25 protein-coding genes and 1 tRNA gene are annotated in these 23,914 nt (G+C 61.8%); 20 read left to right on the top strand and 6 right to left on the bottom strand.

What is annotated here, in order from left to right:
* Window positions 1-114: 114 nt before the first annotated feature.
* A complete protein-coding gene (locus tag WJU21_RS15235; protein ID WP_346324310.1) occupies window positions 115-774 on the top strand; it encodes a hypothetical protein in 660 nt (219 codons plus the stop codon).
* Between the two features lie 108 nt (window positions 775-882).
* Here the strand turns inward: WJU21_RS15235 and WJU21_RS15230 are convergent, their stop codons facing one another.
* Complete coding sequence (locus WJU21_RS15230) at window positions 883-1,791, bottom strand: TraB/GumN family protein (protein WP_346324309.1); 909 nt, start codon at window positions 1,789-1,791, stop codon at window positions 883-885.
* Window positions 1,792-1,964: 173 nt separating this feature from the next.
* Here WJU21_RS15230 and rpmI point away from each other — a divergent pair, with 173 nt between their 5' ends.
* The 6 genes from rpmI (at window position 1,965) to lepA (ending at window position 8,706) form a co-directional block, all read left to right on the top strand.
* Window positions 1,965-2,162: a 50S ribosomal protein L35 gene (gene rpmI, locus WJU21_RS15225; RefSeq protein WP_346324308.1), complete on the top strand. Its 198-nt coding sequence runs from the start codon at window positions 1,965-1,967 to the stop codon at window positions 2,160-2,162.
* Window positions 2,163-2,174: 12 nt separating this feature from the next.
* Entirely contained in the window at window positions 2,175-2,540 is a 366-nt protein-coding gene (gene rplT / locus WJU21_RS15220) for a 50S ribosomal protein L20 (protein WP_346324307.1), read from the top strand.
* A 69-nt stretch (window positions 2,541-2,609) separates the two neighbouring features.
* On the top strand, window positions 2,610-3,686 hold the full coding sequence (gene pheS / locus WJU21_RS15215) for a phenylalanine--tRNA ligase subunit alpha (RefSeq protein WP_346324306.1): 1,077 nt from the start codon (window positions 2,610-2,612) through the stop codon (window positions 3,684-3,686).
* 13 nt (window positions 3,687-3,699) lie between these two features.
* Complete coding sequence (gene pheT, locus WJU21_RS15210; protein WP_346324305.1) at window positions 3,700-6,102, top strand: phenylalanine--tRNA ligase subunit beta; 2,403 nt, start codon at window positions 3,700-3,702, stop codon at window positions 6,100-6,102.
* 113 nt (window positions 6,103-6,215) lie between these two features.
* The gene (locus WJU21_RS15205) at window positions 6,216-6,764 is read left to right on the top strand and encodes an Hsp20/alpha crystallin family protein (protein WP_346324304.1); all 549 of its coding nucleotides are present in this window, start codon (window positions 6,216-6,218) and stop codon (window positions 6,762-6,764) included.
* Window positions 6,765-6,903: 139 nt separating this feature from the next.
* The gene (gene lepA, locus WJU21_RS15200; RefSeq protein WP_346324303.1) at window positions 6,904-8,706 is read left to right on the top strand and encodes a translation elongation factor 4; all 1,803 of its coding nucleotides are present in this window, start codon (window positions 6,904-6,906) and stop codon (window positions 8,704-8,706) included.
* A gap of 4 nt (window positions 8,707-8,710) precedes the next feature.
* Here the strand turns inward: lepA and WJU21_RS15195 are convergent, their stop codons facing one another.
* The 3 genes from WJU21_RS15195 to WJU21_RS15185 form a co-directional block, all read right to left on the bottom strand.
* On the bottom strand, window positions 8,711-9,178 hold the full coding sequence (locus tag WJU21_RS15195; RefSeq protein ID WP_346324302.1) for a hypothetical protein: 468 nt from the start codon (window positions 9,176-9,178) through the stop codon (window positions 8,711-8,713).
* Between the two features lie 116 nt (window positions 9,179-9,294).
* On the bottom strand, window positions 9,295-9,786 hold the full coding sequence (locus tag WJU21_RS15190) for a hypothetical protein (RefSeq protein ID WP_346324301.1): 492 nt from the start codon (window positions 9,784-9,786) through the stop codon (window positions 9,295-9,297).
* 2 nt (window positions 9,787-9,788) lie between these two features.
* On the bottom strand, window positions 9,789-10,277 hold the full coding sequence (locus WJU21_RS15185; RefSeq protein ID WP_346324300.1) for a DUF2569 family protein: 489 nt from the start codon (window positions 10,275-10,277) through the stop codon (window positions 9,789-9,791).
* Between the two features lie 124 nt (window positions 10,278-10,401).
* On the opposite strand from WJU21_RS15185, the gene WJU21_RS15180 reads away from it, so the two are divergent.
* The 11 genes from WJU21_RS15180 (at window position 10,402) to WJU21_RS15130 (ending at window position 19,594) form a co-directional block, all read left to right on the top strand.
* Window positions 10,402-10,491: transfer RNA gene (locus WJU21_RS15180), tRNA-Ser, on the top strand.
* 149 nt (window positions 10,492-10,640) lie between these two features.
* Window positions 10,641-11,825, top strand: coding sequence for an integrase arm-type DNA-binding domain-containing protein (locus WJU21_RS15175; protein ID WP_346324299.1), 1,185 nt, complete (start codon window positions 10,641-10,643; stop codon window positions 11,823-11,825).
* Window positions 11,826-11,962: 137 nt separating this feature from the next.
* The gene (locus tag WJU21_RS15170) at window positions 11,963-12,247 is read left to right on the top strand and encodes an excisionase family DNA-binding protein (RefSeq protein WP_346324298.1); all 285 of its coding nucleotides are present in this window, start codon (window positions 11,963-11,965) and stop codon (window positions 12,245-12,247) included.
* A gap of 151 nt (window positions 12,248-12,398) precedes the next feature.
* A complete protein-coding gene (locus tag WJU21_RS15165) occupies window positions 12,399-12,650 on the top strand; it encodes a hypothetical protein (protein ID WP_346324297.1) in 252 nt (83 codons plus the stop codon).
* A complete protein-coding gene (locus tag WJU21_RS15160) occupies window positions 12,647-12,883 on the top strand; it encodes a PC4/YdbC family ssDNA-binding protein (protein ID WP_346324296.1) in 237 nt (78 codons plus the stop codon). Before WJU21_RS15165 ends, WJU21_RS15160 begins: the two co-directional genes overlap by 4 nt.
* 78 nt (window positions 12,884-12,961) lie before the next feature.
* Window positions 12,962-13,750: a hypothetical protein gene (locus WJU21_RS15155; RefSeq protein WP_346324295.1), complete on the top strand. Its 789-nt coding sequence runs from the start codon at window positions 12,962-12,964 to the stop codon at window positions 13,748-13,750.
* Between the two features lie 186 nt (window positions 13,751-13,936).
* Complete coding sequence (locus WJU21_RS15150) at window positions 13,937-15,166, top strand: ATP-binding protein (protein ID WP_346324294.1); 1,230 nt, start codon at window positions 13,937-13,939, stop codon at window positions 15,164-15,166.
* 177 nt (window positions 15,167-15,343) lie between these two features.
* Window positions 15,344-15,985 carry a hypothetical protein gene (locus WJU21_RS15145; protein ID WP_346324293.1) on the top strand — a complete coding sequence of 214 codons (642 nt, stop codon included), beginning with the start codon at window positions 15,344-15,346 and terminating at the stop codon, window positions 15,983-15,985.
* A gap of 124 nt (window positions 15,986-16,109) precedes the next feature.
* Complete coding sequence (locus WJU21_RS15140) at window positions 16,110-16,442, top strand: nuclease (protein ID WP_346324292.1); 333 nt, start codon at window positions 16,110-16,112, stop codon at window positions 16,440-16,442.
* A gap of 205 nt (window positions 16,443-16,647) precedes the next feature.
* Window positions 16,648-17,007 carry a Rap1a/Tai family immunity protein gene (locus WJU21_RS15135; protein WP_346324291.1) on the top strand — a complete coding sequence of 120 codons (360 nt, stop codon included), beginning with the start codon at window positions 16,648-16,650 and terminating at the stop codon, window positions 17,005-17,007.
* Between the two features lie 1,585 nt (window positions 17,008-18,592).
* Window positions 18,593-19,594 (top strand): CsgG/HfaB family protein, encoded by a 1,002-nt coding sequence (locus WJU21_RS15130; RefSeq protein ID WP_346324290.1) that lies wholly within the window; start codon window positions 18,593-18,595, stop codon window positions 19,592-19,594.
* Window positions 19,595-19,853: 259 nt separating this feature from the next.
* Here the strand turns inward: WJU21_RS15130 and WJU21_RS15125 are convergent, their stop codons facing one another.
* Window positions 19,854-20,324, bottom strand: coding sequence for a hypothetical protein (locus tag WJU21_RS15125; RefSeq protein WP_346324289.1), 471 nt, complete (start codon window positions 20,322-20,324; stop codon window positions 19,854-19,856).
* 408 nt (window positions 20,325-20,732) lie between these two features.
* On the opposite strand from WJU21_RS15125, the gene WJU21_RS15120 reads away from it, so the two are divergent.
* Both WJU21_RS15120 and WJU21_RS15115 read left to right on the top strand, forming a co-directional pair.
* Window positions 20,733-21,203, top strand: coding sequence for a nuclear transport factor 2 family protein (locus tag WJU21_RS15120; RefSeq protein ID WP_346324288.1), 471 nt, complete (start codon window positions 20,733-20,735; stop codon window positions 21,201-21,203).
* 48 nt (window positions 21,204-21,251) lie between these two features.
* Entirely contained in the window at window positions 21,252-21,716 is a 465-nt protein-coding gene (locus WJU21_RS15115; protein WP_346324287.1) for a nuclear transport factor 2 family protein, read from the top strand.
* 34 nt (window positions 21,717-21,750) lie between these two features.
* Here WJU21_RS15115 and WJU21_RS15110 read toward each other — a convergent pair whose 3' ends face one another.
* On the bottom strand, window positions 21,751-23,913 hold the full coding sequence (locus WJU21_RS15110; protein ID WP_346324286.1) for a xanthine dehydrogenase family protein molybdopterin-binding subunit: 2,163 nt from the start codon (window positions 23,911-23,913) through the stop codon (window positions 21,751-21,753).
* Window position 23,914 lies beyond the last annotated feature (1 nt).

The raw sequence follows: 23,914 nt of genomic DNA, 5'->3' as shown, positions 1-23,914 counted from the left end.
CCGAAACCAGACAGTCCGGTTTCCGCACATTGCAGTCATCCCGGCAGGTGGTCGAGTTCCCCCAAAGCGGACATAAGCGAAAATCCGCCTGAATGTCTGCTATGGAGGAGCGGCATGGTCCATCCCTATGACCGAGATGGGTGGAAAGCGGACCTTGACGGTGCTGGCACGGCCCGCGAGCATGCACCAATGTTTACAAACGAAGCCAACGCGCGAGCCGATATGAAGCAGGGCACGGTCTATGCCCTGATAGGTGAAAACAGTTGGATATACTACGGGCAGGTAACTGCTGATAAATCAGTCGGATTCTTTCATCGGCGAGATCGAAAGGTCGGCGACATCCAAAGCATCCTTTCAGCTTCTGTGATGTGTGTTATCCCGGTTGCGTATCCTTCAATCACGAGGGCGCTTCGAGCCGGGACCTGGTGCAAGATTGGACGGTATGATCTCGCCGAAGCCCTTCGTTTGCCGCGCAGCTTAGTTCAGTGGCCAGTTGGGACACTGGATGTGACCATTTGGCAGGGCGGCACCATCGTAGGCCAAACACGGATTGATGATCCGGGGATACAGCAGCTAGAGCTGATGGCGGTATGGGACGCTCAGTATCATATACCTGAACGACTAACCGCAGATTTCGGCGCAGAGCAATCTGGCTGGCACGTAGGGGGGCCAATCTGGAGAGAGCGCAAGGTCAAAGAAGAGAGGGCGAGGCGCTTCCCTGACCTGCCCTATCACCAACTCCCTGCTGACTGGGTTCCCGTTGACGTCCGCTAAGGGTCGTGTGCAGTCTGACCGGAATCCACCCATAGCAGTCATCCCGCATGCGTGCTCTCACGGCCAACGCCGTCTGTTCCTCGGCATCGACACAAAGGTAGGCGAGATTCAATACCTTTCGATTGCGTACCCCTTGGCGCGCAGCATGGCGATGACGCTCTGGTCGCCCACCAGGTGGCCGGCGCCCACGACCACGAAATAGGTCCCGCCCTTGCCGATCAGAGCCTCGATCTTCGGCACCCAGGCCATGTTCCTGTTGGTCAGGAAGCGGTCATAGACGCCTTCGTGCTTGCCCAGATCTTCGCGGATCAGCGCATCGATGGCCTGCGTGTCGCCGGTCTGCCACGCCGTCAGCGTCTGGGACAGCAGGCCGTTGGTGTCGTCCAGAAAACGGATCATGTCGGTGATCATCAGGTCGGGATCTTCCCGGGACAGCGATTCGAGCACGTCGAGTTGCCCGTCGATGGTCTCCAGCGGGATCACCGCCTTGCCGGCGGCCCTCGCATCGCGGGTCAACTGACTGTCGACGCCGCTGGCCGGGTCGGCGCCCTTGCTGACCATGTAGCCGACCAGCAGGCCGCTGGCCGCCAGCCAGGGCTGCATCGGCTCGAGCATCGCCATGTCCATGCCGTATCGTCCGGCGGTCGACTGGAGCGCGCCATAGGTTTCGGGCGTCAATACGTCGCGCAATGTCTTGCCGCCGGGCAGCGTGGCCCGCCTGACGATGCTGGCGGCGACCTCGGGCTTGTCCATATCGTCCAGGTCCACCTCGAACAGCAACGCCGCCGCCTCCGAAAGCGCCGTCTCGATGCGGCTGTCCTCGCGCCACGCAATGCCGGGCGGCAGGATGTGAAACGAGCCGAGAAAATAGACCGTCGCCTTGTCGGCCGTCAGCGTCCACATGGCCGGGCCGCCGGATTGGGGCCCGGCGCCCTGCGCGGCGGCCGCGCCCGCCCACGCTGGCGCGAGCAACAGCCCGATCAGGAACAGGGCGCGGGTGGTCCAGCGATGCGTCATCCGGTGTTTCTCCTTCATTGGCGGGGCATCATAGACAGTCGCAAGGGTTCGTCGCCACGGCGCTTGCAACCTCGGAACACCGACGCTATAAAGCGCGCCTTGATCGCCCGGCCGGCAGGGCATGCCGTGGCGATCTGTATCGCTGAACAACATTCGACCAAAAGGAAAGCGAAATGCCCAAGCTAAAGACCAAATCGGGCGCGAAGAAGCGCTTTAGCCTGACGGCGTCGGGAAAGGTTCGCTCCAACCAGGCGAACAAGCGGCACGGCATGATCAAGCGGACCAACAAGCAGATCCGCAATCAGCGCGGCACCACCATTCTGTGTGATGCCGATGCGCGTATCGTTAAAAAATTCCTCCCTTACGGCTAAGGAACTCGCAGCATGGCACGCGTAAAACGCGGTGTGACGACGCACGCCCGTCACAAGAAGATCATCGATGCGGCTAAGGGCTATTATGGCCGCCGCAAGAATACCATCCGCATCGCCACCCAGGCGGTGGAGAAGGCCGGTCAGTACGCTTATCGCGACCGCCGGGCGAAGAAGCGCACGTTCCGCGCCCTGTGGATCCAGCGCATCAACGCCGCCGCGCGCGAGCACGGCCTGACCTATTCGCGATTTATCAACGGGCTGATCCTCAGCGGCATCGAGCTCGACCGCAAGGTCCTCTCGGATATCGCCGTTCACGAGCCAGCCACCTTCGCTTCGCTGGCCAAGCAGGCGCAGGACGCGCTGGCGAAGGCCGCCTGATCCAGGGCCTCCTTGCCTTGACGTTACGGAAAAGGGGGCTGCGCGCCCCCTTTTTCATGGGAAAAGCAGATGCAGGATATCGAGTCTCTCCGTGAAGACGTTCTCGGCCAGGTCGCCCACGCGGCCGACGCCGCGGCGCTCGAGCAGGTCCGGGTCGCCGCCCTGGGCAAGAAGGGCGCCATTTCCGAACTGATGCGCGGCCTGGGCCAGATGAGCCCGGACGAGCGTAAGGCCGCCGGTCCTGCGCTCAACCGTTTGAAGGACGATGTCGACAACGCGATTCGCGCCGCCAGGGACAGGCTTGACGACGCCGCGCTCGAGGCCCGTCTCGCCGGCGAGCGGATCGATGTCACCCTGCCCGTACTGCCCGAGGCGCGCGGCACCATCCATCCGGTAAGCCAGGTGATCGACGAGATCACCGAAATCTTCGCCCAGATGGGGTTCGCGGTCGCCGAAGGCCCGGACATCGAGGAGGATTTCTACAACTTCACCGCGCTGAACATCCCGCCGGAGCATCCCGCCCGGCAGATGCACGATACATTCTACCTGCCCGAGCGGCCGGACGGGACGCGCCGCGTGCTGCGCACCCACACCAGCCCGGTGCAGATCCGCACCATGCTGAACAGCAAGCCGCCGCTGCGCATCATCGCGCCGGGCCGGACCTTCCGCTGCGACAGCGATCAGACGCACACGCCGATGTTCCACCAGATCGAGGCGCTGGTGATCGACGAATCGACTCACATGGGCCACCTGAAGGGCTGCATCGAGGCGTTCTGCCGCGCGTTCTTCGAGGTGGACGAGGTGAAGATGCGCTTCCGCCCCAGCTATTTTCCGTTCACCGAGCCATCGGCCGAAGTCGACATCGGCTGCCGCCGCGACGGCGGCGAACTGCGCATCGGCGAGGGCGACGACTGGCTGGAGATCATGGGCTGCGGCATGGTGCACCCGAAGGTGCTTGAGCATGGCGGCATCGATCCGGCGAAGTATCAGGGCTTTGCCTTCGGCATGGGCATCGACCGCATCGCCATGCTGAAATATGGCGCGCCCGACCTGCGCGCCTTCTTCGACAGCGATTTGCGCTGGCTGCGCCATTACGGCTTCTCGGCCCTCAACATGCCCACCCTTGGCCAAGGTATCAGTAGATGATGGGGATCAGCCGATGAAGTTCACGCTGTCCTGGCTGAAGGACCATCTGGACACCGCAGCCGATCTCAAGACAATCACCGACACGCTGACCGCCATCGGCCTCGAGGTCGAGGACGTAACCGACAGCGGCGCGGCGCTGGCGCCGTTCACGGTGGCCCATGTGCAGAAGGCCGAGCCCCATCCCAATGCCGACAAGCTGCGGGTGTGCGTGGTCGACACCGGCACCGAGGTGGTCCAGGTGGTCTGTGGCGCGCCCAATGCGCGCGCCGGCATGAAGGCGGTGTTCGCCCGCAGCGGCCTGACCGTTCCCGGCACCGGCCTGACCCTGAAGCCCAGCGAGATCCGCGGCGTCGCCTCGAACGGCATGCTGGTGTCGGAGCGCGAAATGGGCCTGTCGGAGGCCCATGACGGCATCATCGAGATGCCCGGCGACACACCGCTGGGCGTGCCGTTCGCCCGGGTGCTGGGCCTGGACGATCCAGTCATCGACATCAACATCACGCCCAACCGGCAGGATTGCCTTGGCGTGCGCGGCATCGCCCGCGACCTGGCCGCCGCCGGCATCGGTTCGCTGAAGCCTGCGCATCCCCAGCCCGTGGCCGGGACGTTCAAGAGCCCCGTCAACATCGCCATCAGGCTCGAGCCGTTCGATGCCAGCGCCTGCCCGGTCTTCGTCGGCCGCACCATCCGCGGCGTCCGGAACGGGCCCAGTCCGGCCTGGATGCAGCGCCGGCTGAAGTCGATCGGCCTGCGCCCCATCTCGGCGCTGGTCGACATCACCAATTACCTGTCGTTCGACAGGGCCCGGCCGCTGCACGTCTATGACGCGGCAAAGCTCACCGGCGGCATCCATGTTCGCGTCTCCAACCCCGGCGAAGAACTGGCCGCGCTCGACGGCAAGACCTACGCATTGCCGGAAGCCGTCTGCGTGATCGCCGACGAGGCGGGCGCGCTGGGCCTGGGCGGCGTCATGGGCGGCGAAGCATCGGGCTGTACGCCCGAGACGACCGACGTGGTGCTGGAATCGGCGCTGTTCGATCCGGTGCGCACCGCCTATACCGGCCGCACCCTTGGCATCAACAGCGATGCCCGCTACCGCTTCGAGCGCGGCGTGGACAGCCAGTACGTCATCGGCGGCGCCGAGGACGCGACCAGACTGATCCTGGAGATCTGCGGCGGCGAGGCCAGCGAACTGGTGATCGCGGGCGCCGTGCCCGAATGGACCAAAACCGCCGAGATGCGGCCCGACCGTGTGCGCACCCTGACCGGCATCGACATTCCGGCAGCCGAATCCGTGCGCCGGCTGGAATCCCTGGGCTTCGGGGCCGAGGAAATGGGCGGCGTGATCAGCGCCCGGGTGCCAAGTTGGCGCACCGACATCGAGGGCGAGGCCGACCTGGTCGAGGAAGTCGCGCGTATCCACGGCTTCGACGCCATTCCCTCGACCATGCTGCCGCCGGTGAGCGAGACCATCAAGCCGGCGGTCAACGCCCGCCAGCGGCTGGTCCGCGTGGCCCGCCGGGCGCTTGCCGCGCGCGGCATGAACGAGGCGGTGACCTGGTCGTTCACGTCATCGGCGAGCGCGGCGCTGTTCGGCGGCGGATCGCCGGCGTTGGCGCTGGCCAATCCGATCAGCTCGGACCTGGACGCCATGCGCCCCAGCGTGCTGCCCAATTTGGTCGAGGCCGCCGGCCGCAACGCCGATCGGGGCTTTACCTCGGTCGCCCTGTTCGAGGTCGGCCCGCAATATCTGGGCGACGCGCCCGAGGACCAGTCGACAGTGGCAGGCGGAGTCCGCTCGGGCGCCAATCACCAGCGTCATTGGTCCGATGCGACCGGCCCGGTATCGCTGTTCGACGCCAAGGCCGACGCCATCGCCCTGCTCGACGCGCTGGGCGCGGCGACGAACAATCTGCGCACCGCAACCGACGCGCCCGGCTGGTATCACCCGGGCCGCAGCGGCAGGCTGATGCTGGGGCCGAAGAATTGCCTCGCCCAGTTCGGCGAGCTGCACCCGAGGGTGCTGAAGGCGCTCGACGTCAAGGGGCCGGTGGTCGCGTTCGAGGTGTTCATCGACAACATCCCGGTAAAGGAACGCAAGCGCACCTCGAAGCCCGCGCTGGCCGCCTCGCCGTTCCAGGCGGTCGAGCGTGACTTCGCCTTCGTCGTCGGCCAGTCCGTTACCGCTCACGACGTGATGGGCGCCGCCGGCGGCGCGGACAAGCAGCTGATCGAGAGCGTGTCGCTGTTCGACATCTATGAAGGCCCGGGCGTGGGCGAAGGCAACAAGTCGCTTGCCATCGCCGTGCGGCTGCAACCCAGCGACCGGACATTGACCGAGGCCGACATCGAGACGGTCTCGAAGAAAATCGTCGCCGCGGTGGAAAAGGCCACGGGCGGCACGCTGCGGTCCTGAGAGAGCGCCCGATCCCCCTTTGACCCGGATCAAGGCGGGTGCCTCCTTCCGGCGGTAGGGCTTGTTGCGTGCGTATACCGCACGCAATTATCAACCCAATCCGGGAGAGCGTTATGGCTTCTGAAGGCAAGAAATCGGGCGGAATGCCACAGACTTCTTCGGCCCAGGCAACGACCGCCAAGGCGCCGGCAACATGGTCCCCCTTTGGTACGCTGCGCGATCAGATCGATCGTCTTTTCGAAGATTTTTCGCGCGGCTTCCCCACCATCGGCCACTCCGTGTTCGACGAAGCCGCCACCCGGCCGTGGAGCTTCGGCAGCTATGGGCTCCGTGTGCCTGCGGTCGATGTGGTGGAGAAGAACGACACATACCTGGTGACCGCAGAGCTTCCGGGCCTGACCGACAAGGACATCGAAGTCACGCTGCGGGACAACATTCTGACGGTGAAGGGCGAGAAAACCAGCAAGCACGAGGAGCGTAAGGACAATATGCGCGTCTCCGAACGTCAGTACGGCTCGTTCGAGCGTTCGTTCCAGCTGCCCGGCGACGCCCAGAGCGACAAGATCGAGGCCCACGTCACCGACGGCGTCCTGGAAGTGACCATACCCAAGACCACCGACGCCAGCAAAAAGCCGCGCAAGATCGCCATCGGCAAAAAATAAACGGGCCTTCGTCGACGCCCGCAGGACCGCCTGCCCGCTCCCGGACACCCCATTTCGAGGAGCGGCGCAGGCCGTCCATGTCAGTGCCCGCGATTCCTCTGCTTGGCAGCGCCTTTGCCTCCGTGTAAAACCCGCCGCCATGACCACTGATCTGTCGCTTATCCGCAACTTCGCGATCATCGCTCATATCGACCATGGCAAGTCGACCCTGTCCGATCGCCTGATCCAGACCTGCGGCGGCCTCACCGCCCGCGAGATGACGGAGCAGGTGCTCGACAGCATGGATATCGAGCGCGAGCGCGGCATCACCATCAAGGCCCAGACCGTTCGCCTGAATTACAAGGCCAAGGACGGCAAGACCTACGTCTATAACCTGATGGACACGCCCGGCCACGTTGACTTCGCCTACGAGGTCAGCCGGTCGCTGGCCGCGTGCGAAGGCTCGATCCTGGTGGTCGATGCGTCGCAGGGCGTCGAGGCGCAGACCCTGGCCAACGTCTACAAGGCCATCGAGAACGACCACGAGATCATCCCGGTCCTGAACAAGATCGACCTGCCCGCCGCCGAGCCCGAGCGGATCCGCCAGCAGATCGAGGATGTCATCGGCCTGGACGCGTCGGACGCCATCGCCACCTCGGCCAAGACCGGCGTCGGCATCGAGGAACTGCTCGAGGCCGTCTGCACCCGCCTGCCGCCGCCCAAGGGCGACCGCGACGCTCCGCTGAAGGTGATGCTGGTCGACAGCTGGTACGACACCTATCTGGGCGTGATGATCCTGGTCCGCGTCGTCGACGGCGTGCTGCGGAAGGGCCAGCAGATCCGCATGATGGCCGCCAAGACCACCCACACGGTCGAGCGCGTCGGCGTCTTCACGCCCAAGCCCGTCTCCATCGACGAACTGGGCCCCGGCGAGATGGGCTTCATCAACGCCGCCATCAAGGAAGTCGCCGAGACCAATGTCGGCGACACCATCACCGAGGAAAAGCGCCAGGCCGCCGCCGCCCTGCCCGGCTTCAAGCCCAGCCAGCCGGTGGTGTTCTGCGGCCTGTTCCCGACCGACGCCGGCGAGTTCGAGGAGCTGCGCACCAGCCTGGCCAAGCTGCGCCTCAACGACGCCAGCTTCGAATATGAGATGGAAACCTCGGCGGCGCTGGGCTTCGGTTTCCGCTGCGGCTTCCTGGGCCTTTTGCATCTGGAAATCATCCAGGAGCGGCTGGAGCGCGAATTCAATCTGGACCTGATCACCACCGCGCCCAGCGTGATCTATCGCATGCACATGACCGACGGCACCATGATCGAGCTGCACAATCCGGCCGACATGCCCGATCCGGTAAAGATCGACCGCATCGAGGAGCCGTGGATCAATGCCTCGATCATCGTTCCAGACGAATATCTGGGCGCGATCCTGAAGCTGTGCGAGGACCGCCGCGGCAGTCAGATCGAGCTGACCTATGCGGGCGCCCGCGCCATGGCCGTCTACCGGCTGCCGCTCAATGAGGTGGTGTTCGACTTCTACGATCGGCTGAAGTCGGTCTCGCGCGGCTATGCCAGCTTCGACTACACCCTGGACGGCTACGAAGAGGGCGACCTGGTGAAGATGTCGGTGCTGGTCAACGCCGAACCGGTCGACGCCCTGTCGATGATCGTGCACCGGGGCAAGGCCGAGAGCCGTGGCCGCGGCATGTGCGAGAAGCTCAAGGACCTGATCCCCAGGCAGCTGTTCAAGATTCCGATCCAGGCGGCCATCGGCGGCCGGGTCGTCGCCCGCGAGACCATCAGCGCCATGCGCAAGGACGTGACCGCCAAGTGCTATGGCGGCGACGTCACCCGCAAGAAGAAGCTGCTGGAGAAGCAGAAAGAGGGCAAGAAGCGCATGCGCACCTTCGGCAAGGTGGAAATCCCGCAGGAAGCCTTCATCGCCGCGCTGAAGATGGACGACTGAGGCACTAGCCTCTCCACGCCACGCGTCCGAGCCGGCCACGGCTGAGGCCGGCATGGGCCATGGCGCGGTAGACGTCCTGGTCGCTGACCCCGTCGCGAAGCATGACCAGCCGCACGATCGGATCCGCCAGCATGTCCGCGACGCTGGGCTCAACGCCCGGTCCTCGCCTGACGGCGGCAGCGCCGGAAGGCGGCCAGTCCGGGCCGAGACCGTCCAGTTCATGCAGCGCACGCCTGATCTCGTCATAGGGCACCGGGTTCGGCGCGCCGGGCGGCTGCCTAAGCTCCGGCCGCGAATCGACCGCACAGGCATCGGATGCCCAGAACGCCAGAATTTCCCGCTTTCCGGCCGGGGACAGGCCCGTGTCTTCCATCACTTCCCGGGGCGTCGCATAGGTGCTCGCGGGCATCGCCGGCAGGCCGTTCACGGACCGCGCACGCAGGGAAGCGGGATGCTGAATGATCGTATCCATCATCATCTCTCCGTTGCTCACGCATCTCCCGGAAGGCGGCCGCCTCAGGACAGGCCGCCCTCCGCGATCAGGAAATGTAGGAAGCGGAACTCCGCGTGCAAGAGGTGCGCGGCGGCTCAATTCAGGACCGGTGCATCGAGGGCAGGATCGCTGGCGCGCACGCGGTACCGGTAGGTCACGTTCACCCGGCGGGACAGCAGCACATAATAGGTCAGCAGCGGCGCGGTCGATGTGGAGACGATGGTGGCGGTCAGGGCCATGACCGGCATGATCCCGAGCATCAACAGTCCGGCATCGAGCGCGACACTGGCCCAGATGCAGGCAATGGAGGCGATCGGCATGGCCTGTCGCCAGACCAGCGAGAGCACCAGAAATGGCAGCGGCAAACCCATGCCCGCTGCGAGCAGCGCGGCACTGATCTGCACATCCGCCGGATTGAACAGCGGCGAGAAGGTCATGGCGACAGACAAGGTCGCGACCCGCATCAACAGGCCGCCCAGGGTCAGCACGTAGAAGCACAGCAGAATGAGGTTCAGTCCGTACAGGGGATGCTGCCGCGCCTGCCGCGCCGGAACGGCCACCCAGTCCCACATGCGCCATAACACCATGCTCAGGCGACACCGTCGACGGGCAGCGCTGCCGCCGGGGCATTGCCCGCAGGCACACGGTGCCGGTAGGTGACGTTGACCCGCCGCGAGCGCAGCAGATACAGCGTGAACACCGCGCCCCAGACGAACCAGACCAGGACACGCGCCAGGACCGAGGCATCCATGTCCACCGATGACGGCAGGGTGACGACCATGCCCAGGCTGAACACCATGCCCACCCAGTAACAGCCGATGGCGACCGCCGGCATGGCACGCGCCTTCATGGGCGCCATCAGCAGGAACGGCAGGTTGAGCAGCACCTGCAGCCAGACCAGTCCGAACCCCGGATTGGCCAGTTGCCCGGCGCCGGCCTCGTCAACCACCCGGACGATGCCCTCGAGCGTCAGGGCAAGGCCGAGAACCTCGACGGCATAGACGGCGTAGAGCCAGCCGCCAAAGCCATAGAGCGGGTGCAGCATCGCCTCGTCTTCGGTCACGGACGTCCAGTTCACCGGCATTCCTCCTGCCGCGTTGTCGCGCATCAGCCTACGCCATTCCTGCGCCCGAAGAAATTGCCCAACACCCGCCCGGAACCGTTGCCAGAAGCGATTGATCGGCTATAGTGCGCCCCTTCGCGGAGGGGTGGCCGAGCGGTTGAAGGCGCACGCCTGGAAAGTGTGTAAGGGTGCAAGCCCTTCGTGGGTTCGAATCCCATCCCCTCCGCCAGAACATCATCTCCCCACATTCGCCATCATCCGAATAAACCAACTAAACAGCGGTCTTGAGGCACATTAGGGTGCGTCAGCGTCCGTTGACATTCGCCCCCAACCACTCAACTATGTGGGGACAGGTGTGGGGACGAATGAGGTTGGGTGATGGGAAGCCTGAATGCCACTCAGGTTCGGGCGCTGAAAGAGCCAGGCCGCTATTCCGATGGCGACGGGCTGATGTTGAACGTGAAGGACGGCGGCTCAAAGAGCTGGCTTCTTCGGATTCAGCATGACGGAAAGCGGCGGGAGTTTGGCCTGGGCTCACTGAAAGACGTTTCGCTGGCAGGTGCTCGGGAAAAGGCGGGCGAGATTCGCAAACAGGTTCGCCAGGGCGCGGACCCGGTGGCGGAGAAGCAGAAGCAGCGCGAGCGTGTCCCCACATTCCGGGAGGCCGCCAAAGCCGTTCACAAGGAACACAAGCGCGGTTGGAAGAACGGGAAGCATCAGGCCCAATGGCTCGCGACCCTCGAAACCTACGCCTTTCCGGCCATAGGCGACCTGAGCGTTGAGGCTATCGAGGGCCGCATGGTTCGGGACGTTCTGGCTGACATTTGGCTGGAGAAGCCGGAAACGGCGCGGCGGGTGCGCCAGCGTATCGGCGCGGTGCTGGACTATGCCTATTCCAAGGGCTGGCGGACGCAGGAAGCCCCCATGCGCTCCGTCACCAAGGGTTTGCCGCGCCAGCCGCGAAAGACTGGCCGCTTCGAGGCCATGCCCTATTCAGACGTTCCGGCCTTTCTGGAGAAACTGCGCGAGCGTGACAGCATGGGGCGGTTGGCGCTGGAGGCGTTGATTCTGACGGCGGCGCGTTCGGGTGAGATACGCGGCGCGACATGGGACGAGATCGACGTGGACGCTGCCTTGTGGACCATCCCAGGTAAACGAATGAAGGCGGGAAAGGCCCACACCGTTCCCTTGTCCCCGGTGGCTGTAGAGGTATTCAAGCGGGCGGCTGCCCTCCGCCTCAAGGGCAGCGAACTGGTGTTCTATGGGCAGAAGCCGGGGCGACCGCTATCGGACATGACGCTGTTGAAGGTGCTGCGGGATATGGAGTTGCCATTCACGGTTCACGGCTTTCGCTCTGCGTTCCGCGATTGGGCGGCAGAGGAAACCAGCTTTCCCGGTGAAGTGGCAGAGGCCGCTCTCGCTCATGCAATTGCGAACAAGGTCGAGGCCGCTTACAGGCGCACCGACTTTCTGGAGAAGCGGCGTGGGCTCATGGAGGCATGGACGAAATACTGCGCGGGCGTGCCGGTGTCCCGTGTGGTTAAGTTGGTCGCTGATAGCTAGTTTCTAAATGCGACTCCGATGCGAGTGGACGCCGATAGACCAGTTGAAAGCAGCCGACAACATATTTTCCTGATGGCTCCCAAAGCTATTTTTGGGTCTTAAATTATTGTTTTTATTAAATAATATTCCACAGCAACATGCACCCGCTTGACCCGCCTCCGGCGCAGGCACAAAATCTGGTAGTCCGCGTGCCCCCATATACCTCTGCTTGCGGCATCACGTGTATCGGCAACCAACCATGGAGGAATGATTTGCAACCTATTTTATGTTCGATAAGCGAAGCCGCAAAGGCGTTAGGCCTCGGCAGGTCTAAGACCTATGAACTCATTGCTGCTGGCCGACTTGAAACTGTCTCAATTGGGCGGCGTCGGCTGATACGCATTGAGAGCGTTAAGACTTTCGCTGAAAATCTGGAGGTGTGACGTGCCCCCAGACATAAGTACCCCCAGCACTGCGCCAACAGTGCCAGGGGCTCATATCGTCGTCGAGATTGTGCGTTCCTCATCGACACCAAATGTTGACACACCTTCGACCCTGATTGCTACCCGCAAAAAGCGGTTAGCGGTCACGGCGATGGTGGATGGCTCGACGCTTACCGTCACTGGCCAGGTTGCCAAGGCGCTGTTGGCGCTCACGGTGGCTGGCTCGAAAGGTGTCACCGCGATGGAGGTGGCAACCTGGGCCTATCGCCTGGGAGCCTATGTCCACACGCTGCGGCATGAATGCGGTCTTGCCATCGAAATGGTGCGTGAACCGCATGAGGGGGGCTGGCACGGTCGCTATGTGCTGCGCTCGCCGGTCTCGATCCTGGAACCTTCACCATGAGCGGCGTGGTTCTGTTCGAGCATAGCCATCGCGGCAACGTGTGGCGCCTCGAAGTCGCTACGCACAATGGCCGCACGTTCCTGAACTGGCGAAAGTGGTACTGGGACGGCGAATCCTTCAAGCCGACGCGGGAGGGCTGCACTATCCCGCTGGAGCGATTGCCTGACCTGATGGATGGCGTGGCAAGCTGGTTATCCGGGAACGACACCAGCGAGGCGGAAGGCACGCCCTAACTGCAATCGGGGAGCGGCTGGAAACGGTCGCCCCCCTTTTTATTCCGCAATCTTGAAACTTGCGAAAGGGGCCGCAAAGTGGCGTTTTCCCGCTCACGCGCTGTGCCCGGAAGTGGCGGTAATCCGCCAGCTGCCGAAACTGGCACGGACCTTGCTCTTTATACTAAGACCTTAGGTGGGGTGCCATTTCCCTCCCCTGCCCGCCAGACATGGGGCGGCGCTCGCAACCGGCGCGACCGTGTAAGCCATGCCCTGACGCTGAAACAGGCCACCAACATCATCGAGGCGGCGCGGTATGCCATCAGGATTGGCCTGCCCTTCAACCGGCACATCACCATCCATTGGGAGACGGCCGGCATCCCCGATAGTCGGGCAGCATGGGCAACTGGTCGCTATCTGAAATTAATGGGTGACTGGGTGGCAAAACAGGGCGGGTGCATTGCCTGGGTGTGGGTGCGCGAGAACGGCGACGGCAAGGGCTCGCACACGCACATCCTGGTTCATGTTCCGGCTGGGCTTCCCATCGGCTCGATACAGCGTCGCTGGCTACGGCGCATCACTGGCAAGCCCTACAAGGCGGGCACAATCCACACGACGCGAATAGGCGGCACGCTTGCGGCGGCGCAGGCGGTCACAGAAGCGTATCTGGCGAATTTGGGGGAAGCAGTGGCCTACGTCCTGAAAGGCGCCTCAGCGGACTCCGCAGCGGCGCTGGGGCTGGACAAGCTGGAACCGGGTGGCAGCATCATTGGCAAGCGGACGGCAACGTCTCAGAACCTCGGTGCAACGGCGCGGCGACTGGCGGAGCGAATGGTTGAGAAGAGACCCGTTGGCATATGTGCGGGTACCGGGGAACTGCCTTCGTGACCAAGGGCCGACTCAGGCTAAGGTGGGCGTGAAGTATAATCTCCATTGTTCTAAGCGTAATGTTCGCTAGTGGATGCCTAGCCCAACCGGGACGAGCGGCGCGCAAGAAACAAGGGCGGCGCGCAAAAAACCATAGCGAGGCGCGCGAGGCGCACTACAATGCGCCGATAATTCAGGGGAGCACGCATGATGGGTCCGCATAGAGACGAAGTGTTTGTCGCTGGAGGCCAACCTACGCACACCTACGTAGAGCGAGAGGCTGAGCACATCGAGCGAACTTTCGCCAGGGCGATAGCCACTCCAAATCAAATCGTTTCTCTCTCAGGACCTACAAAAACCGGCAAGACAGTCCTTTGTCGCCGCATTTTGGGCGAGCGCCAGTACGTCTGGATTGACGGCGGCCAAATCAAGTCTTCGGATGGCTTTTGGGAGAGAGTGTCCGGCGAACTCAGTCTCCCGGCAGAAATTGAGATTCAGACTGGTTCCGAAACTGAAATCGCCATTGAGGGCTCGGTACCCCTTATAACAACGGCCAGCGGCTCCCGCCTTCAATCTCGGTCTAAAACAGAGCGTCGGTTGGTCAACTCCATGTCTGGCGCCATCTCGGCGCTTATTCAGGGCAAAATCGCACTCGTCATAGATGACTTTCACTACATCGACGACGCGTCCAGAAAAGAGCTCATGCGGAACGTGAAGGGCGCGGTCTTCAACGGCCTGAAGGTTGTGCTCCTCTCTGTGACCCATCGCGTGTTTGATGCCATTAAAGATGAAACTGAATTAACGGGCAGATTTACCGCGATTTCCCTGCCTCATTGGACGCTGGAGGACCTCGCGCAGATTCCCGCAAAGGGCTTCAACGCACTTAAGATTAAATGCAGTCCCACTGTCATCGAAACCCTCTGCGCGGAAGCACAAGAGAATCCATTCCTGATGCAGAAATTCTGCTGGGAGCTGTGTTTTGACCTGCAGATCGAACGTCCCAAACTGATGGGCTCGTATGATATATCCGACAGCCACGATCTGACCGGCATGTTTGAGCGCATCTCACTCGATGCAGGGCTGCCGATATATGAAAAGCTGGCTGCGGGCCCAATTAGCCGGAAGGTTCGCGCGAAACGCCCGCTACATAATGGGGACTTTGCCGACATTTACCAAGCCACCCTCTTGGCAATAGCTGAGAGTGGACCTAAGGCTATGCTCCCGTACGACGAGCTTCGCACGCTAATGAACGGCCTACTTTCCGATATGATGCCTCAGAAACACGAAATAACTTCCGCGCTGAAACACCTCTCGAAAATTTCCAGAGATATCGGGGCTGAATCCGCAATTGACTGGGCAGAGGATAGCCGGGAAATCAACGTGGTTGATCCCTATCTCCGCTTCTATCTGCGTTGGCAGATTAGGCAGAAGCGATGAAATGTCTGTACGGCTTCTTTTATGTTGCTGGTTTTTTGCCCCCGATCCCGCTTATGGCGATCCTCGGGTGAAGTTTTCAGCAGCCTGAGGAGCATACGCGAAGCCTCGATTATCGGAACTCGCGCAAGCGTCCAAAGCCAGAAAAGGCTATTTATCTAGGAAAATGTGGAGACCGGAATGGGCGGCTGGAACTCAGGCCGAAGAGGCGGCAGGCCCACCGTTGAGAGCGGGCTAACCATTAGCCTGCCGTGGCTGATACGACGCGGCGGGATGGTATCTGGCGGGGGCGGTTCCGGCACCGTCACCTGGTCGACCAACGGCCAACAGACAAGCTCCATCGGGTACTCCTACGGCATGTGGGAGCCGGACTTTCCGTGGATGGAACTGCGGTTCACCTGCACTCCCTATGGGAGCGAACCGCGCTCAGCAAACCAACGCATTTCCCTCACCTGCACCCGGCCGAACTACGGCGGGCGACGCTGGTGGATGCTCTGTCCACAGACCAATAAGCGAGTGCTGAAACTGCACCTGCCCCCTGGAGGCGACAAGTTCCTCAGCCGCGAAGCATGGGGGCTAGGCTATCGCTCTCAACGCGTATCTCACAGTGAAAGAACGCTGGAGAAGCTGTTCAAGCTGCAACAGAAGCTGGGCGGCGAACCCGGTTGGGATAGGGGCTTGCCGCGCCCCAAAGGCATGTGGCAACGAACCTATGACAGGCATCTGGATAGATACGACGAGCTCGATGTGGCCGTTGGCGTTGATATGATGCGGCAACTGGACAAGCTACGCAGCATGGCGGGAACAATTGGCATTGGTTAGTCGGCTAGCTTCGATGAACGTTCGACGCCAAACCCTGCCGTTCGCGGTAACGCTATGTGTCCTCCTGGGTGCAACCACCGCTGCCCTGGCTGACCCCTGTGAGGCGATCCCCGATAAGGGGCCGATGCCTGCCTACCTGTCTCCCGGCTCCAAGTTCTCAGGCCCGGTGGTCTATGTCGGCGATGGGGACAGCATATGCGTTGGTGTGGGGCAAGGCTCCGCGAACTGGGTCGAGGTTCGGGTTGCGGACTTTTATGCACCCGAATTGAGGGAGCCAGGTGGCGAGCAAGCGAAGGCGGCAATGAAGCGCACCGCCATGAACAAGCACGTGGACTGTGTCGCGCAGAAGCGAAGCTATGACAGGGTTGTTGCAACATGCACGCTGAGTGGGCGCTCGCTGGGCGAACACATGAAAGCGGCGGGTATCGAGGAAAGCGGTAACGGGCACCAGCATTAAGCAGGGACGGAAGGGGACCCGTGGCTTCGAACAACGCCTACCGGGGGGTGTCTTCGTGGTGGAGCGGAAAAGGCGGTTCGGCATCGCTCACGGAATATTTTCCAAATTCTGACGCCTTAACCCTGCTGCGGTGCGCCATGTTTTGTTTGGCCGCCGTCGTCATCGGCGTATCGTTCTGGGATATTCACCAGGATCGGGGGTTTTAATGAAGATAGTTCAAGCGGGTGTCGTGACGCTGGCGTTGGCTGTGATGCCGGTGTCGGTGTGGGGTGCTGAGGAGAACCTCACCCGCTCATTCACTGACGGAAACAAACTACATATGTACTGTCAGGGCTCTCATGACATATGCGCCAGCTACATTACGGGCGTTGCCGATACCTTGTTCATGAATGGCGGTACTACCGTTACCGGCGGGCGGAATTGTCTGCCTAATGGCGTTACCATCTTTCAAATAAAAGATGTCGTGAAGGCATTCCTGACGGCTCATCCTGAGAAACGCCACCTGGCAGCAGCCTCCCTAGTAGAAACGGCCTTGGCAGAAGCATTCCCCTGCCCGACGCATTAATGCTGCCTATAAAAGGCCACAGAAAGCCCAGGAATGGCCAGTTGCTCATTTCGCCCTTCTTAACACTGTTAAGTCCGACTTCTCACTGGCGCACCCCTCAGAACGGCTGGAAGCCGGTTTGCATCGGCTTTGTTCCTGTTGCCTTTTGTTAACCTTCTAGGTGTTGAGAAAACTTCAGGTTGGGACTAGCCGCTCAATAGCCTTCCAGCGTGTTTCAGAGAACGGTGGGGCAAGAGGGCGCGGTGTTGTCAGGCACAACGATTCTGTGAATGCCCTTCTGCCTCGGCAGGAGCATGCGCGATAACGTATTGCTCTCCCTGCATATTTCACCACTCGATTGTGGACGATAGGTTGGGTGCTATCATGGAGACAGACGCAGGTAGGTGGTTCCATAAACTCCAATGAGCGAGCGGTTATCGTCAGCTGGCGGACAATACAGAGTTACCATTTACTGCAGTCGCCCTGCTCCGTTCTGCCACCACGGCGCAACGCTCGACATCGAGGCAACTATTAGCCGTTATGGCGACGTCACGTTTCAGTGGCTGCGGGAGCGTGCCAGGTGCCAGAAATGTGGGCACCTTGGGGCATCCATCCGAATTGCCCCGGTGTGGACGGGGCCTGCTGGCTTGAGGACTTCGCGCCTAGCGAAATGAGCGAGACTTACTGCCGCTAGAGAAGCGCCGCGCTGCCGCCATCCGCAGGTGATTGAGGGGTTGAAGAACCTAGAAATTCGCTGGAGGGGCCCCGTGGCTTCGACCAACGCCCACCGGGGGCACCTTCCTGCTGGAAATGGAAATGTCGATTCAGCACCACTCATGAAATTTTTCCCCAATTCTGGCGCCGCCGTGCATTGCTTGATATCCACTAGTTCTAAGCCTGCATCGGCACTCAATGTGGGGACAAGTGTGGGGACACACAAAGAAATATAATTATGTATCTATATAAATCAATGTGTTGGATAGAATAGTTCTACGGACATCCCCTCCGCCATTTCATCCTGCGCGAAACCGCCGACTTCGGCCTGCAATAAAACTCATTATATAATTCAATATCCCACAGCGCGGGCTCATCCGCCTCACAGTTTTCCTATTTGAGAGACACAAATTAGCGTCGACATATCCCGCTGTCTCTGCGGCAGAGAACGGAACACTGACTTGGTAGGTCCAGCCGACCTGGCTGTCCTTTGCCATTCAAAACGCGTCGGATCGGACCGGGGCAGGTGCCAGCGCTCACCGGATGCGATGGCAGCTACAGAGACATGAAAACGTGACATAGATTATAGGCGGTCAAGGCCATGATGGCGCTGGTCCCCAGTCCTGTCAGCAACCGCTCCCCTCTTGGACTGGATTATTGGGTTCCGCTCCATGCATGGAGGGCAACAACAAATTTCCGACGGTTCCCTGCACTGCACGGGGTGATCCACTCCGAGAGTCCCGCGAACGACACAATCTGACGGCCCCTTACACTGTCCTCGGCAACATTCCTTCTGTGGAGTATGCTTTGAAGGGAGGGCCTATGAACGACCCGAAACTTGCGCGGGGCGGGGATGAACCCTTGATGCGCATTAGAAATCCTAGGGGGTCACATGTACGGGACTTCAAACGGCTTCTGCGACCGCACCGTCAAACGTTTCGCGCGTCTTACCCGTGGCATGATTGTTCCCATGATCGCGGGCCCTATCCTGCTTTGGGCCCCTGTACATGCTGCCGCACAATCCGCGCCTGGTTACCCCGGCCTCAAGAAGACGGTCTCCGTAAGCCAGTTCCAGGCTGCTGAATCCGTAGGCGGCGGCGTAACCTCCGAAGGCATGACCGCTATGCTTATCAGCGCCTTGGCCAATGATGGACGCTTCGTCGTCGTGGAGCGCCCCGGAACCTATGGCGATATTGTCGGGGCCGAGCAGATGATGGCCAAAGCGGGCGCGGTCGACGCGGAGACCGCCGCTGGCACAGGCCAGATGAGCGGCGCCAGCGCCGTCATTATCGGTGTTGTCACCAAGTACGACCCCGCTGCCAAGGGTGGCGGCGTAAGCTTGGGCATCATGGGCGGCGGTTCACCCTTTGGCGGCAACGCCAGCCGCAAGAACCAGAAGGCGGTTATCGAAATTTCGCTGCGTTTGGTGGACACCACCAGCGGCCAGATAATCGCCAACGCCAGCGCCCAGGGCGAGGCCAGTTCATCGATCACCAGTGCCGGATTGGTAGAAGAGAACACGGGCGCAACGCTCGGCACCACATCGTTCAAAAGCACGCCCATTGGCCAAGCCGGCGAAGACGCCATTAAAAAGGCGGTCGAGTTCATCGCCGCCAGCATGAACAAGGTGCCGTGGTCGGCGCTGGTGATCGATGCCGCAGATGGCAAGATTTACATCAACGCTGGTGCGGACCGGAATGTCCTGCCCGGCATGGAACTCACCGCCTATAAAAAGGGCAAGGTGTTCAAGGATCCAGGCACCGGTGAGGTGCTGGAGGTCAGCATGGACAAGACTGGCGTTATCCGCATCGATGAAGTTCGCGACAGGTTGTCGGTCGCCAGCCTGGTCAGCGGCACCGCCCCGACGCGCGGTGATGTATTAAAACGCGATTAGAGTCCACTTGGTTCGGCACCCACTTTTTAGTTCTGCCCGAGACTGGAACTGGATGTGATTCGACCTGTGATGACCGACACCCAATGCTCGACAAACATTCCTCAAACTCGTTGAAAGGGCGTCCATCCGTCCTTCCGCTGACGAGGGTTTCTTTAGCGATTCGCGGGCTCGACCCAGCCCGATATTCGGCGTGACCGAACCCGCGAAGCAACGATTCAGCTAGTCCACGAGATGCTATCTTGTAGAAGGCGTAACGCAGTTACAGTCTTATGGTGATGACGATTTTCACCGGGCAACAGCTCGCTTCGATGGTAATCGAAAGCCGGCTCTCTGATCCCATCTGGCCGCCGCCCGTCTTGTCTTCCAGAACGATATCCGCGCCGTCGAGCTGGTCCGTGGTGAAACCGTTGCGCAACAGCACGCGCTTGGCCAAATCGACATTCTTGCCCCGTACAGCCCTCACCATCTCCATTGCGTCTGGCGGAGGGGCATTTAGTTTCGCCTCGACCTGTTTTGCCGCCTGCTGCGCCTTCCTTAGCGCCATGGGGTCAGCCGCAGGAGCGGCGGACTGCCCCTTCATCGCCTTATGGGGCGCTGGGGTAACGGGATCGGCGGCCATGCCGGCGGGTGAGGGTTGATGTTCGTGACTCTCGGCAAAAACAGGGCTTAGGGGCAGCGTTGCCAATCCCACAGCGACGACCGAGAACAACAGGCTAAACCGGTTACTCATGATGATCCCCATTTCTAAAGCCGGGAACAATCCCCAGCGCTCCGACTATACTCCTGCGCGTGTACAGTAGATATCGCGCGTCATTGCCGACCCGTCTGGCCTCAACGGGCCGGTGGCATGGAGAGTTCGCGGCGACCAGGCGTCCGGCCAGACAATCGCTTTAGCGTTGATATTATGGCCGACACTATCGCAGTCGAAGCCAAGCGATATCCCCGGTGGAGGAATGACGAAACGCCCTGTAGTTTACCGCTTATCAGGAAAATCTGGCCTGAGAGGGGTTTTAATCCAGATGGTGCCCTCCGCTACCTAGTCCAACACAATTTGGATGTGAATGGACGAGACAGATTCCCCCATTACTCGCAGGCTTACGTTGGAGCGGCCTACCGGGCCATATTAGGGAAGACGACTATGACGCTGGATGAACTGCTGGCCATCGAGGAGGTCAAACAGGTCAGGCACCTGTTCTCCCATTACTTTGATGGTCGAATGCTCGGCCCCTTGGTCGACCTGTTCACCAACGACGCGGTCTGCGAGTTTGGTCCTGTCTTTGGCGGCGAGTGGATCGGCAAGGATCAGATTCGCGCCAGGTTTGAGGCTGTAATGGGGCAGCCCGGCATGGCCGTGCACGGCGCGCCCTACAGCGTGCTGCACGCGATTACAAATCCCTGGATCCGTGTGCTCGACGACACCACGGCAAGCGGCCGGTGGTACCTTCTCGACCTGCATACGGCCGTAGGCGTCGAGAACCCGCTGATCCTGTTCGGGATCTATGACGACACCTACCGGAAGGTTGAGGGACGCTGGCTGATCCATCGCACGCGTATCGACTTCCTGTGGCCGCGCCGTGACGTCAAGGCCGACCGACAGGACCAGGCATAGCGCTTCGGCGTATCATGAGCGCAGCGCGGCCGAACCCGGAGACCGATGATGAGCCTTACGATCGAGCACCTTCTCGACATCGAGGAAATCAAGCAGGCCAAGTACCTGTATTCCCACTATTATGACGGCGGCGAAGTCGACAAGGCGGTCGATCTGTTTACCGAGGATGCGGTGTGCGAGTTCGGGCCCAGATATGGCGACTGGGTCGGCCGGGACCAGATCCACGAGAAGTATTCCGGCATCTGGGCCAACAACAGGGCGAACGGCGGCCTGCCCTACGAGGTGCTGCACGCATTCACCAACCCGCATATCGTGCTGACCGGGCCGGAAACGGCGCAGGGATGGTGGTATCTGCTTGAGTTCACCACCAGGGCTGGCGCAGAGAGTCCACCGCGCATATTCGGCGTCTACCGGGACGATTACCGCAAGGTCGGCGGTCGGTGGAAAATCGCACGGATGCGGGTCGACTTTCTTTGGCCGATCCGCGCCTTCAAGGGCGAAGAGGCCGTCTAGCCAGGGCAGGCCTGCTGCGCGGGCGCGCCGGACTTCATGCCGTCTTCAGCACGTTGCCTGCCATGGGAAGCGTCCTGATGCGACTCCCCGTCAAGACTGCGACCGCGTTCGCGACAGCGGGTCCGATCGGCGGCACGCCGGGTTCACCAACGCCGGTCGGCTGCTCCGTGCTGTCGACGATATGGACCTCGACAACAGGCATGCGGTCAAGGCGCAGGACTTCGAAACCGTCGAAATTCCCCTGGGTGACAGCGCCCCTGTCGAGCGTCAGTTCTGAATAGAGCGTCGCCGAAAGACCGAAACCGACGGCGCCTTCCATCTGGGCACGGATGATGTCCGGATTGACGACCTGCCCGCAGTCAACGGCTACGACGACACGGTCGACCTTCACAGAGCCGTCATCGGCGATACGCAGCTCGACCACCTGGGCCACATAGGTGTTGAACGATTCATGGACCGCGACGCCGCGCGCCACGCCTTGCGGCAAGCTGGTGCCCCAGCCCGCCTTTTCCGCCGCCAACCGAAGCACGCCCGCGTGCCTCGGCTTTTCCGTCAGCAGGGCAAGACGAAACGCGACCGGGTCCTTGCCGGCTGCCGCCGCGAGTTCGTCGATCATGGTTTCGACCGCATAGGCGGTGTGCGAGTTGCCCACCGAGCGCCAGACATGCACAGGAACCCCGACCGCCGGTGAATGCAGATCCACCCTGGCATTGGGTATCGCATAGGGAATGGTCGCGGCCCCCTCCACCGAAGAGCTGTCGACTCCATCCTTGATCAAGGCGGCGAATGGCGGAAAGCTGCCGTAGATCGATTGTCCGACGATGCGATGCGACCAGGCGGTGATGGTGCCCGCGTCATCGATCGCCGCTGTCAGGCCGTGCACATAGAGTGGCCTGTAATGGCCGGCCCGCATGTCATCCTCGCGGGTACGCTGCAGGCGGATCGGAACCTCGCCGCCCATGGCCCTGGCGATGTGTACCGCTTCGGCAATGTGGTCGCCGTTGAAGGTGCTGCGCCGGCCGAAGCTGCCGCCTGACGGCAAGGTGTGCACGGTGACCTGATCCGGGCCGAGGCCGGCCGCCGCCGCGGCATTGCCCCGGTCCAATGACGGGGCCTGGTGCCCCGACCACGTCTCCAGTTTGCCGTCATGCAGCCAGGCGACGCAGTTCATCGGCTCCATGGCGGCATGGGCCAGATAGGGAAACTCATAGACCGCCTCGATGATGGTCTGGCCCGAGGCCAGGCCTGCCGTGACGTCGCCATTGTTCAGCGCGACGGCGCCCGGCGTGTCGAGGAGAGCCTTGTATGCGGCGACCAGATCGGCACTGGAGCGCGTCTCGGCCTTCGCTTCGTCCCAGATGATCTTGAGCGCATCGCGTCCCTGGATCGCCGGCCACATGCCTTTGGCCACGACCGCCACGCCTTCGGGAATTTCAACGACCTTCACCACGCCCTTGATGGCCAGCGCGGCCGACGCATCGACTGACTTGACGGTCGCACCAAACTTCGGTGGATGGGCCGTGACGGCGGTCAGCAGTCCGGGAAGCTGCAGATCGCTCGTATAGGTTTCCGTGCCCGTGCTCTTGGCCGGCACATCCAGCCGAGGCACCGACTTGCCGATATAGACATAATCTGCGGGGGTCTTGAGCGTGACGTTCTCGGGGGGCGTGAGCGCCGCCGCGGCGGCTGCCATCTGGCCGAATGTCGCTCGATAGGCGCCCACGGACAATTCACCCTTCGACACGACGATGGAAGCCGCCGCGACGCCCCAGTCCTTGGCGGCGGCGGCAACCAGCATGGCGCGCGCCGTGGCGCCGGCCATGCGCATCTGGTCGAAAGAATTGGCGATCGACGTGGAACCGCCGGTGGCTTGGAAGCCAAAGATCAGGTTCTTGTAGAGCGCGTCGTTTGCGGGCGCGTATTCGGTGCGAATCTGGCTCCAGTCAGCATCCATCTCGTCGGCAACAAGGGTCGCCAGGCCGGTCGTTACGCCTTGCCCCATCTCGTGGTGCTTGATGATAACGGTCACGGTGTTGTCGGGTGCGACACGAACAAAGGCGTTGGGCTCGAAGGACTTTGCCAGGCCAGCGGCGATCGCGCGGCCGGCTCCGGGCAGGGAAACCCCGATGACGAGGCCCAGCGCAGCCGTGGCTTTCAGGAACGTCCTGCGATCAAGATCGTGCTCGTGAATTGGCATG

Source organism: Emcibacter sp. SYSU 3D8 (assembly GCF_039655875.1).
In the GTDB taxonomy this organism is placed as follows: Bacteria; Pseudomonadota; Alphaproteobacteria; order SMXS01; family SMXS01; genus RI-34.
Note: the sequence above shows the minus strand (reverse complement) of the source record. Positions and strands in the feature narration are given on the sequence as shown.